General features: G+C 49.7%; 10 protein-coding genes. All 10 read left to right on the top strand.

What is annotated here, in order from left to right:
* Positions 1 to 4 precede the first annotated feature (4 nt).
* Entirely contained in the window at positions 5 to 907 is a 903-nt protein-coding gene (gene sdaAA, locus M1E06_RS12815; RefSeq protein ID WP_020451358.1) for an L-serine ammonia-lyase, iron-sulfur-dependent, subunit alpha, read from the top strand.
* Positions 885 to 2,933: an ATP-dependent DNA helicase RecG gene (recG, locus tag M1E06_RS12810; protein WP_020451359.1), complete on the top strand. Its 2,049-nt coding sequence runs from the start codon at positions 885 to 887 to the stop codon at positions 2,931 to 2,933. The genes sdaAA and recG overlap by 23 nt, the downstream gene beginning before the upstream one ends.
* 117 nt (positions 2,934 to 3,050) lie before the next feature.
* Positions 3,051 to 3,617, top strand: a complete 567-nt coding sequence (gene fapR / locus M1E06_RS12805) for a transcription factor FapR (protein WP_020451360.1) — start codon at positions 3,051 to 3,053, stop codon at positions 3,615 to 3,617.
* A gap of 17 nt (positions 3,618 to 3,634) precedes the next feature.
* Complete coding sequence (gene plsX / locus M1E06_RS12800; protein ID WP_020451361.1) at positions 3,635 to 4,627, top strand: phosphate acyltransferase PlsX; 993 nt, start codon at positions 3,635 to 3,637, stop codon at positions 4,625 to 4,627.
* Between the two features lie 17 nt (positions 4,628 to 4,644).
* Positions 4,645 to 5,601, top strand: a complete 957-nt coding sequence (fabD, locus tag M1E06_RS12795; RefSeq protein ID WP_020451362.1) for an ACP S-malonyltransferase — start codon at positions 4,645 to 4,647, stop codon at positions 5,599 to 5,601.
* Positions 5,591 to 6,334: a 3-oxoacyl-[acyl-carrier-protein] reductase gene (gene fabG / locus M1E06_RS12790; protein ID WP_020451363.1), complete on the top strand. Its 744-nt coding sequence runs from the start codon at positions 5,591 to 5,593 to the stop codon at positions 6,332 to 6,334. The genes fabD and fabG overlap by 11 nt, the downstream gene beginning before the upstream one ends.
* 76 nt (positions 6,335 to 6,410) lie before the next feature.
* Positions 6,411 to 6,644: an acyl carrier protein gene (acpP, locus tag M1E06_RS12785; RefSeq protein ID WP_003181706.1), complete on the top strand. Its 234-nt coding sequence runs from the start codon at positions 6,411 to 6,413 to the stop codon at positions 6,642 to 6,644.
* 144 nt (positions 6,645 to 6,788) lie between these two features.
* Positions 6,789 to 7,538, top strand: coding sequence for a ribonuclease III (rnc, locus tag M1E06_RS12780; protein WP_023857216.1), 750 nt, complete (start codon positions 6,789 to 6,791; stop codon positions 7,536 to 7,538).
* Between the two features lie 99 nt (positions 7,539 to 7,637).
* Positions 7,638 to 11,198: a chromosome segregation protein SMC gene (gene smc, locus M1E06_RS12775; protein WP_048349994.1), complete on the top strand. Its 3,561-nt coding sequence runs from the start codon at positions 7,638 to 7,640 to the stop codon at positions 11,196 to 11,198.
* 16 nt (positions 11,199 to 11,214) lie between these two features.
* The gene (gene ftsY / locus M1E06_RS12770) at positions 11,215 to 12,201 is read left to right on the top strand and encodes a signal recognition particle-docking protein FtsY (protein WP_020451366.1); all 987 of its coding nucleotides are present in this window, start codon (positions 11,215 to 11,217) and stop codon (positions 12,199 to 12,201) included.
* Positions 12,202 to 12,288 lie beyond the last annotated feature (87 nt).

Genomic DNA, 12,288 nt, shown 5'->3' with positions numbered 1-12,288 from the left:
CGATATGTTTCGAAATGTAAAAGAATTAATTCAGCTGACAAAAGAAAAGAACGTGTCCATCTCTGAAATCATGATCGCGCAGGAGATCGAGGTGTCAGGCCGGACGCGGGAAGAAATATTCGAGCAGATGGAAGCCAACTTGACCGTGATGGAAGATGCTGTGCAAAAAGGTGTTGAAGGCGTCGTGTCGCACTCCGGATTGACGGGGGGAGACGCCGTTAAGCTTCAAGCTTACCTCAAATCGGGCAAAGGGCTGTCAGGGGATGTCATCCTTGACGCTGTCAGCAAAGCGGTTGCGACAAATGAAGTCAACGCTGCGATGGGAACGATTTGCGCAACGCCGACGGCCGGTTCGGCCGGCGTTGTCCCGGGGACGCTTTTTGCGGTAAAAGAGAAACTTCAGCCGACGAAAGAGCAGATGGTCCGCTTTTTATTTACATCGGGAGCGTTCGGATTCGTCGTTGCCAACAATGCGAGCATTTCGGGAGCCGCGGGAGGCTGTCAGGCTGAAGTCGGCTCGGCCTCGGGCATGGCGGCTGCCGCCATCGTCGAAATGGCGGGCGGAACCCCTGAACAGTGCGCCGAAGCGATGGCCATCGCTTTAAAAAACGTACTCGGTCTAGTCTGCGATCCTGTCGCAGGGCTTGTTGAGGTGCCGTGTGTGAAGCGGAACGCAATGGGCGCAGCCAACGCGATGGTCGCGGCTGATATGGCGCTTGCCGGCATTACAAGCCGCATTCCATGCGATGAAGTGATCGATGCGATGTATAAAATCGGGCAGACGATGCCGACGGCACTGAGGGAAACAGGCCGGGGCGGTCTTGCTGCAACACCGACGGGCAAAGAATTGGAGAAAAAAATATTCGGAGGAGCGTCAGCTGCACGTGGAACACAATCTGCAACTTAGTATATCTGTTATAAAAGGCGTCGGGACGGAAACGGAAAAAACGTTAAATGAGCTCGGAATCTATACGGTTCTTGATCTTTTAAACTACTTCCCGTACCGATATGACGATTATGAATTGCGCGATTTGGAAGAAGTGGCACACGACGAACGAGTGACGGTAGAAGGGAAGGTTCACAGCGAGCCTTCTCTTGCCTATTACGGGAAAAAGCGGAGCCGCCTCACGTTCCGGCTATTGGTCGGAAACTATTTGATCACAGCAGTTTGTTTTAACAGGCCTTATTTGAAAAAAAAGCTTGCGATCGGTTCGATCGTTACCGTAACCGGAAAATGGGACAAGCACAGACAATCCGTGATGGTACAGGAGCTGAAAAACGGGCCGCACCAAGGTGACCAGTCGATTGAGCCCGTTTACTCCGTCAAAGAAAATATCACCGTAAAGACAATGAGGAAATTGATTCAGGAAGCCGTCCGCAGCCATTTGCCGTCTGCCGAAGACCCCCTTCCGGAAAAGCTTAGGACCGCCTATAAACTTCTGTCTTACCAGGAGGCGGTGAAGGCGATGCACAAGCCCGAGTCGAGGGAAGCTTTAAAACATGCGCGGCGCCGCTTTGTATATGAAGAATTTTTACTGTTTCAGCTGAAAATGCAGGCTTTACGGAAGTTCGAGCGGGAGGCGTCCGACGGAATCAGCCACACCTTTAAAACGGAAGACGTCAATTCGTTTGTCAAAAGCCTCCCGTTTCCTTTGACAAACGCGCAGGCGAAAGCACTCGACGACATATTAAGGGACATGGCTTCAGGGTATAAAATGAATCGGCTTTTACAAGGAGACGTCGGATCAGGCAAAACGGCCGTCGCCGCGATTGCGTTATACGCCTCGCTGCTTTCGGGATTCCAGGGAGCGATGATGGTGCCGACCGAAATACTGGCGGAACAGCACGCCGATTCATTGGTATCCCTCTTTGAGCAGTACGATGTCAATGTTGCGCTTTTAACAAGCTCTGTGAAAGGGAAAAGGAGAAGAGAGCTTTTAGAAAGATTAAAAGAAGGAGAAATTGATATTTTGGTGGGGACGCACGCCCTTATTCAGGACGATGTCCATTTTAAACAGCTCGGTCTCGTGATCACCGATGAACAGCACCGCTTCGGTGTCGAGCAAAGAAAAAAACTGAGAAGCAAAGGGAAAGATCCCGATGTCTTGTTTATGACGGCTACGCCGATTCCAAGGACACTGGCAATTACGGTTTTCGGGGAAATGGATGTGTCCGTCATCGATGAAATGCCGGCTGGGCGAAAGCGGATCGAGACTTATTGGGTGAAGCACGACATGCTCGAACGAATTCTCGCGTTTATCGAAAAAGAACTGAAAAAAGGCAGACAGGCATATGTGATTTGTCCCTTGATCGAAGAATCGGACAAGCTCGACGTTCAAAACGCCATCGATGTGCACAGCATGCTGACCCATGCTTTCAGAGGAAGGTGGCAGATCGGTCTCATGCACGGAAAGCTCTCAAATGACGAGAAAGAACAGGTGATGAGGCAGTTCAGCAAAAACGAATGCCAGATTCTCGTTTCCACAACCGTCGTTGAAGTCGGCGTAAACGTTCCGAATGCGACGGTCATGCTGATCTATGATGCTGACCGGTTCGGTCTTTCCCAGCTGCACCAGCTTCGCGGCCGGGTCGGGCGGGGCGACCACCAGTCGTATTGCATCCTGATGGCAGACCCGAAATCTGAAACGGGCAAAGAGCGCATGAGCATCATGTCTGAGACGACCGACGGCTTTGAGCTTTCTGAAAAGGACCTTGAACTCAGAGGACCCGGGGACTTCTTCGGCAAAAAACAGAGCGGGATGCCGGAGTTTAAAGTCGCTGACATGGTTCACGACTACCGCGCGCTGGAAACGGCAAGAAGAGACGCTGCAGAACTTGTCTCTTCAAAGGCGTTCTGGACGGATGCCGAATATGAAAGCCTGCGGGAACACTTGCAAAACAGCGGGGTGATGGAAGGAGAAAAGCTGAGCTGACCTGGAAGTCCTGTGAAAATTTATTGTCGGCGGGTAAAGAAAGATTGCATTCCAATCTATGAAATTATATACTACTATTAGTACCTAGTCATAATTGCGCGGATGGTGTTTAAAAACATGAGAAAAAGTAAGAGAGAACGCCAAGAATTGCTGCAGCAGACGATTCGTACGACCCCGTTTATTACGGACGAGGAGTTAGCGGAGAAATTTAACGTCAGCATTCAGACGATTCGCTTGGACCGTTTGGAACTTTCCATACCTGAACTGAGAGAAAGAATCAAAAGTGTTGCCGAGAAATCTCTTGAAGATGAAGTCAAGTCTCTCCCGCTCGACGAGGTCATTGGCGAGATCATTGATTTGGAGCTGGATGAGCACGCGATTTCCATTCTGGAGATCAGAACGGAGCACGTTTTCAGCCGAAATCAAATCGCCAGGGGACACCATTTGTTTGCCCAGGCCAACTCGCTCGCCGTTGCCCTCATCGACGATGAGCTCGCATTGACGGCCAAAGCGGACATCCGCTTTACCAGGCAGGTCAAGCAAGGCGAACGGGTCGTTGCAAAAGCGAAAGTCGTAAAGCTTGATAAAGATAAAGGCAGAACGGTTGTTGAAGTGAACAGCTATGTTGCCGAAGAGCCTGTGTTTTCAGGCGAATTTGTCATGTATCGTTCAAAACAATCATAGAAGGTGGCGCGTAAGTCATGAAAATTGCTGTAGATGCCATGGGAGGAGACAATGCTCCCAAAGCGGTTATTGAAGGCGTGATGAAAGCGGTCGAAGATTTTGAAGACCTCGAGATTACGCTGATCGGCGACCGGGAAAAAATTGCCGCCCATTTAACGGAGCACGGGCGGATCACTGTCAAGCACGCGGAAGAAGTCATCGAGGCGACAGACGAACCTGTCAGAGCCGTCAGAAGAAAGAAGAATTCATCGATGGTTCTGATGGCCGGAGAAGTCGCCGAAGGCAGGGCGGATGCCTGCATTTCCGCCGGAAACACCGGAGCGCTTATGACGGCCGGGCTCTTTATCGTCGGCCGGATTGAAGGGATTGAAAGGCCTGCGTTGGCGCCGACATTGCCGACTGTCTCCGGAGACGGCTTTCTCCTTCTTGATGTCGGAGCGAATGTGGACGCCAAGCCCGAACATCTCGTTCAATATGCCATTATGGGATCTGTTTACGGAGAACAGGTGCTGGGCGTCAAAAATCCGCGCATCGGACTTTTAAACGTCGGAACCGAAGACAAAAAAGGAAATGAGCTTGCCAAGCAGACCTTTCAAAAATTAAAGGAAACCGATTTGAATTTCATCGGCAATGTGGAAGCGCGCGACATGCTGGACGGAGTCGCTGATGTCATCGTGACAGACGGCTTTACCGGTAACGTTGCCTTGAAAACGGTCGAGGGCGCGGCGCTGTCCATTTTTAAAATGCTGAGAACGACGCTGACTTCGAGCTTCACGGCGAAGCTCGCCGCCTCTGCGCTGAAGCCGAAGCTGAAAGAAATGAAAACGAAGATGGATTACTCTGAATACGGCGGAGCCGGATTGTTCGGCTTAAAGGCGCCCGTCATCAAAGCGCACGGATCATCTGACGGACGGGCCGTTTATCACGCGATCCGCCAGGCCAGAGAGATGGTCAGCCAAAATGTCGCTGAATTTATCGAAGAAAAAATTCAACAAAAAGCAGATGAATAGTCTGGAGGTTTTAACATATGGGCAAGATTGCTTTTCTATTCCCGGGCCAAGGTTCGCAGCATATCGGCATGGGACACGAATTGTATGAAAAAGAACCGAATGCAAAGAAGATTTTTGAAGAAGCGGATCAAACGCTTGAAACAAAACTGAGCACCCTCATGTTTGAAGGGGATGCAAAAGAACTGACACTTACATACAACGCGCAGCCAAGCCTTTTAACAGCGAGTACCGCAGCGCTTCAAAAACTGAAGGAATACGGCATTAAAGCCGACTATGCGGCAGGGCACAGCCTCGGCGAGTACAGCGCATTGGTAGCTGCCGGCGCCTTGTCGTTTAAAGACGCGGTTTATGCCGTCAGAAAGCGCGGCGAATTCATGAATGAAGCCGTGCCCGCAGGTGAAGGCGCGATGGCGGCCATTCTCGGCATGGACAGCCAGGCGCTGAAAGAAGTGACGGACAAAGTTTCCGAAGAAGGAAACCTTGTTCAGCTCGCCAATTTGAACTGCCCCGGGCAGATCGTCATCTCAGGAACAGCTAAAGGCGTCGAGCTCGCTTCAGAGCTTGCCAAAGAAAAGGGCGCAAAACGCGCGATTCCTCTCGAAGTCAGCGGGCCGTTCCATTCCGACCTGATGAAGCCGGCAGCTGATAAGCTTCGTGAAGTTCTTGATGCGTGCAAGATCAGCGATGCAGCTATTCCGGTCGTCTCCAACGTAACAGCCGACTTTGTAACAGATAAAGACGACATTAAGAATAAACTGATTGAACAGCTGTATTCTCCTGTGCGATTTGAAGAAACAATCAGCCGCCTGATTGACGAAGGCGTGACGACGTTCATCGAAATCGGCCCCGGAAAGGTTTTGTCAGGGCTTGTGAAGAAAGTGAACCGCAGAGTCAAAACGATTGCTGTGTCAGACCCGAACACAATTGAACTTGCCGTTCAAACGTTGAAGGAGGAAAACGAAAATGCTGGATAATAAAACAGCCGTTGTTACAGGAGCCTCAAGAGGGATCGGCCGCGCGATCGCCCTGGACCTGGCGAAAAACGGAGCAAATGTCGTCGTCAACTACGCGGGCAATGAAGCGAAAGCGAACGAAGTTGTAGACGAAATCAAAGCGCTCGGCCGCGATGCGTTTGCTTTTAAAGCGGACGTTTCAAATGTGGATGAGGTTCAGGCGATGATGAAGGAAGCGGTCGGCCGCTTCGGCACGCTTGACATCCTTGTCAATAATGCGGGCATTACAAAAGATAATCTGTTCATGAGAATGAAAGAAGATGAATGGGACGACGTCATTAACATAAACTTAAAAGGTGTGTTCAATTGTTCAAAAGCCGTAACAAGACAGATGATGAAACAAAGAAGCGGCCGGATCATCAACATCACCTCGGTTGTAGGCGTCGTCGGTAACGCCGGACAGGCCAACTATGTCGCGGCTAAATCAGGCGTGATCGGCTTGACGAAAACGCTGGCGAAAGAGCTTGCGTCAAGAAATATCACCGTTAATGCAATCGCTCCGGGGTTTATTTCGACGGAAATGACGGACAAGCTGACAAAAGATATTCAAGACGAAATGCTGAAGCAGATTCCGCTTGCACGGTTCGGCGATCCGTCTGACATCAGCAGCGCCGTTGTTTTCCTCGCATCTGACCATGCGAGCTACATGACCGGCCAGACGCTGAACATCAACGGCGGAATGGCTATGGTTTAAACGAAATCAAAAATTGAATTATCTCTGGTTTTTTAAAAACGAATCAACTATAATACTTGAGGGGAGGTGAATAGCTATGGCAGACGCATTAGAGCGTGTAACAAAAATCATCGTAGACCGCCTCGGCGTGGATGAAGCCGACGTCACTCTTGAAGCTTCTTTTAAAGAGGATTTAGGCGCTGATTCCCTTGATGTTGTTGAGCTTGTCATGGAACTTGAAGACGAGTTTGATATGGAGATTTCTGACGAAGATGCTGAAAAGATTGCAACAGTCGGTGACGCTGTGAACTACATAAATAGTAAGCAGTAAGCTCATTTAAAGTCCCGTTTAAAGACGGGGCTTTATCCCTTTATAAATGCGGCTTTAATTTTAATGTTTTGCTGCCCAATGATACACGAACCTGCCTTTTCATTGGAGGTGAGGTGAACTTGATGTGCCCATATGGAGGTTGCTATGTCAAAACATTCACATTTCAGAGACAAAAAAATGTTTCAAAAGAAAGCGGAGCAGTTTAAAAAGTTTCAGGAACGGATTTCGGTTCAATTTCAAAACGAGAAGCTTTTATATCAAGCATTTACACATTCATCTTATGTGAATGAGCATCGAAAGAAGCCATATGAAGATAATGAGAGGCTTGAATTTTTAGGAGACGCCGTTTTGGAACTGACGATTTCTCAATTTTTATACGCCAAATACCCGGCGATGAGCGAGGGTGATTTGACGAAATTGAGAGCGGCGATCGTATGTGAGCCTTCTTTGGTTTCCCTGGCCCATGAGCTTTCTTTCGGAGAGCTTGTTCTATTGGGAAAAGGAGAGGAAATGACTGGAGGAAGAAAGCGTCCGGCGCTTTTAGCCGATGTGTTTGAAGCTTTTATCGGTGCGCTCTATCTGGATCAGGGGCTCGAAGCTGTCGTGGCCTTTCTGAAAGCGTACGTTTTCCCTAAAATCGACGATGGTGCTTTTTCTCATGTGATGGATTTTAAAAGCCAGCTGCAGGAATTTGTACAGCGCGACGGACGAGGTATTCTGGAGTATAAAATCCTTCAGGAAAAAGGACCGGCGCACAACCGCGAATTTGAAGCAAACGTATCGCTAAAAGGAGAAGTACTTGGGGTGGGAAGCGGCCGTTCCAAAAAAGAAGCAGAACAGCATGCCGCTCAAGAAGCGCTCGCGAGGCTGCAAAAACACCATATGAAACAATAAATCCCCCTTGCAAAACTCAGGGGGATTTCAATGTATTTTAAGCCTTTTCGATGGGGTTATGATAGAATTGTAATACTTTAATACATAAGGAGGATCACCATGTTCCTCAAACGTTTAGACGTGATAGGATTTAAATCGTTTGCAGAACGAATTTCTGTAGATTTTGTAAAAGGCGTGACAGCTGTCGTCGGTCCGAACGGCAGCGGAAAAAGCAACATTACCGACGCGATCCGCTGGGTGCTCGGTGAACAGTCCGCCAAATCGCTCAGAGGCGGTAAAATGGAAGACATCATTTTTGCAGGCAGCGATTCGCGGAAAAAGCTGAATCTTGCCGAAGTGACGCTGACGCTTGACAATGACGACCGCTTTTTGCCGATCGATTTTCACGAAGTCAGTGTGACGAGAAGAGTCTACAGATCTGGGGAAAGCGAATTTCTCATCAACAACCAGCCGTGCCGTCTGAAAGATATCATTGATCTTTTTATGGATTCGGGGCTTGGAAAAGAAGCGTTTTCTATCATCAGCCAAGGCAAAGTCGAAGAGATTTTAAGCAGCAAGGCTGAAGAGCGGAGAAGCATCTTTGAAGAAGCGGCCGGCGTATTAAAATACAAAACGAGAAAGAAAAAAGCCGAAAACAAGCTGTTTGAGACACAGGACAATTTGAACCGTGTCGAAGACATCCTCCACGAGCTCGAGGGGCAGGTGGAGCCGCTGAAAGTGCAGGCTTCGATCGCCAAAGACTACCTTGAAAAAAAGGATGAGCTTGAAAAAATCGAAATCGCGTTAACGGCGTATGATATCGAAGAGCTTCACGGAAAATGGGAAGCCCTTCAGCAGAAAGTCGAAAAGGCGAAAGACGAAGAGATGTCTTCGTCTGCGGCCATCCAGGCAAAGGAAGCCAAAATCGAAGAGGCAAGAGACAAAATTCAAGCGCTCGACGAATCGGTCGATGAGCTTCAGCAAGTGCTGCTTTTGACAAGCGAGGAACTGGAGAAGCTTGAAGGCCGGAAAGAAGTGCTGAAGGAACGCAAAAAAAACGCGACGCAAAACAGAGCTCAGCTTGAAGAAGCGCTCGTCCAGCGCAGTGAAAAAGAGCGAAGCCTGAAAGAAAAAATCGCCGCGCAGAAGCTTGTGTTTGAAAAGCTCGAGGCCGAAGCAAAAGAGCTTGCCCGAAAGGTGAAAGAAAAGAATCAGGCTCTATCCGGATACAGCGAAAATGTAGAAGAAGAAATCGAACAGCTGAAAAGCGATTATTTCGAGCTCTTGAACGAACAGGCATCCGTCCGAAACGAGCTTCAATTTCTTGAAGACCAAATGTCCCAATCCGCGGCGCAGCAAAAACGACTCGCGCAAAACAATGAAAAATATTTAAGCGAGCGGAAGGAAATCGCCGACCGAAAGATGAAAACCGAACACGAATTCAGCCTCGTCGACGAGCGCCTTCACAGCCAGATTCAAGCATTCAGGGACGCGCAAAAAAGCTATGAACAGAAAAAAAGCCAGTACGAGAAAAAGGAATCCGCCCTTTACCAAGCTTATCAATACGTTCAGCAGGCGCGCTCCAAAAAGGAAATGCTTGAAGCGATGCAGGAGGACTTCTCAGGGTTTTATCAAGGCGTCAAAGAAGTATTAAAGGCCAAGAGCGAGCTTCCGGGCATTCGCGGTGCGATTGCCGAGCTGTTAAAGACGGACGAGCGGTATGAAACAGCGATTGAAATCGCGCTCGGCGCAACGGCCCAACATGTTGTCACTGACGATGAAGACGCCGCCAGACGGGCGATTCAATATTTGAAAAAGCATTCGTTCGGAAGGGCGACCTTTCTCCCGCTTTCCGTCATCAAAGAGCGCCGCATTCAGTCGCGAGATATCGAAGCGGCGAAAGAAAATCCGTCGTTCATCGGCATCGCCAGCGAGCTTGTTTCGTTTGATCCGGCCTACCGGACCGTCGTGCAAAACCTGCTTGGCACCGTGCTGATCACCGAGCATTTAAAAGGCGCCAACGATCTTGCCAAACGGCTCGGCCACAGATACCGGATCGTCACCCTTGAAGGGGATGTCGTCAATCCGGGCGGTTCAATGACGGGAGGAGCCGTTAAGAAAAAAAGCAGCTCGCTTCTGGGACGCAACAGGGAGCTGGAAGCCCAGACAAAACGTCTCGCCGAGATGGAAGAGAAAACCGAATTGCTCGAAAAAGAAGTGAAAGCCCTGAAGCAGACGATGCAAGAGCTTGATGCCAAACTTCAGTCACTCCGCGAGGACGGGGAAGGCTTAAGAACCGAACAGCAGGAAATCAAAGGGCGTCTGTACGAACTCGAAATCGCCGAGAAAAACGTCAACAGCCATTTGGAGCTCTACGACCAGGAAAAATCGGCTCTGCTCGAAGGGGACGAAGACAAGAAACGGCGTAAAAAAGAGCTTGAAGAAAAGCTCACATCGATCGCCGGCGGGCTGAAGCGCCTCGATTCCGAAATCGAAGCGATGACGGAGCGGAAACAGACACAGACCTCGACGAAAGAAGCGCTGCAAAGCGAGCTGACCGATTTGAAAGTGGTGCTGGCGAAAACCGAACAGTCGTGTGCGAATGAACGGGAAAAGCTCGCAAGGCTTGAAGAAGAGTATGCCGAGAATGCGGAAGCGCTCAAAATTGCCGAAGAGGATCTCTCTTTCTTGACGACAGAAATGTCCTCCAATACTTCCGGGGAGGAAAAACTTGAAGAAGCTGCGAAAAAGAAGCTGAACGACAAAAATAAAACCGCAGAGCTTATCGCATCAAGAAGAGAGCAGCGGATGAAACTGCAAAAAGGCCTTGAAACCGAAGAGCTGGAACTGAAAGAAATGAAGCGCCAGTATAAGCAGATGGCAGGCCTCTTAAAAGACGAAGAAGTCAAGCTCGGCCGCATGGAAGTCGAACTCGACAACCTGCTCTCTTTCCTGCGGGAAGAGTATGGACTTTCATTTGAAGGGGCGAGGGAAAAATATCCTTTGAAGCTTTCCCCTGAAGAGGCGAGGAAGCGCGTCAAGCTGATCAAGCTTGCAATCGAAGAGCTGGGAACGGTGAACCTCGGCAGCATTGAAGAATTCGAAAGGGTCAATGAACGCTACCTCTTCCTCTCGGAGCAGAAAGACGACCTGCTCGAAGCGAAAAATACGCTCTTTAAGGTTATCGAGGAAATGGATGAGGAAATGACGAAGCGTTTTGCGGAAACATTTGCACAGATCAGTTCTCATTTCGAAGACGTCTTCCGGGCGCTGTTCGGCGGCGGAAGAGCCGAACTCAAGCTGACAGATCCGAATGACCTGCTCCAATCGGGCGTCGATATTATCGCTCAGCCTCCGGGCAAAAAGCTGCAGAACCTGAGCCTGCTTTCCGGCGGGGAACGGGCCTTGACGGCGATCGCGCTCCTGTTTTCGATCCTCAAAGTCAGACCGGTTCCGTTCTGCGTGCTGGATGAAGTCGAGGCGGCGCTTGACGAAGCGAACGTGTTCCGCTTTGCCCAATACTTGAAAAAATACAGCCATGAAACCCAGTTTATCGTCATCACCCACCGGAAAGGAACGATGGAAGAAGCCGATGTTCTTTACGGCGTGACGATGCAGGAATCAGGCGTTTCCAAGCTGGTCTCAGTCAAGCTTGAAGAAACAAAAGAACTAGTTCAATAAAGCGAGGTTACAGGACATGAGCTTTTTTAAAAAACTGAAAGAAAAAATCACACAGCAGACCGATTCGGTTTCAGGCAAATTTAAAGAAGGCCTGGCGAAAACGAGAAATACGTTTCAGGAGCGGGTCAATGAGCTTGTCTCCCGCTACCGGAAAGTGGACGAGGATTTTTTTGAAGAGCTTGAAGAGGTTCTGATCAGCGCTGATGTCGGCGTTTCAACGGTGATGGAGCTGATTGACGAACTGAAAAGCGAGGTCAAACGAAGAAATATTCAGGACCCGAAAGAGGTTCAGTCCGTCATTTCTGAAAAGCTCGTCGAAATCTATGAAGGCGGGGAGCAGGAAGCAGCAGAGCTCCGCGTCGAAGACGGCCGCTTAAACATCATTTTATTCGTCGGCGTCAACGGCGTCGGCAAAACGACGACGATCGGCAAGCTTGCCCATCAATTCATCAAAGAAGGCAAAAATGTCGTCCTTGCTGCCGGAGATACATTCAGAGCCGGCGCGATCGATCAGCTTGAAGTGTGGGGAGAGCGCGTCGGCGCGCATGTCGTCAAACAGGCTGAAGGCTCGGACCCTGCGGCCGTTATCTATGACGCCGTTCAAGCCGCGAAAGCGCGCGGCGCCGATGTTCTGCTTTGCGACACGGCAGGACGTCTCCAAAATAAAGTGAACTTAATGAAAGAACTCGAAAAGGTAAAGCGCGTGATTCAGCGCGAAGTGCCTGATGCACCTCATGAAGTGCTGCTCGTACTGGATGCGACGACAGGACAGAACGCGATGACACAGGCGCGCGAATTTTCCAAAGCGACTGATGTCTCCGGCATCGTGCTGACGAAGCTCGACGGAACGGCAAAAGGCGGCATCGTCCTCGCCATCCGCCACGAGCTCCAGATTCCGGTCAAGTTTGTCGGACTGGGAGAAAAAATGGATGACCTGCAGCCGTTTGAAGCAGAGTCATATGTATACGGCCTGTTTTCCGATCTGATCGAGAAAGAAGAGTAGGCGCGGAAAACCCCTTCGCCGGGGTTTTCTTTTTCGCCGTCATGTATGACAAGATAAAAACTTGACAGATCAAATATTTCAGCGTAA

Source organism: Bacillus sp. AK124 (assembly GCF_053903085.1).
This window is presented reverse-complemented; position numbering and strand designations above follow the sequence as displayed.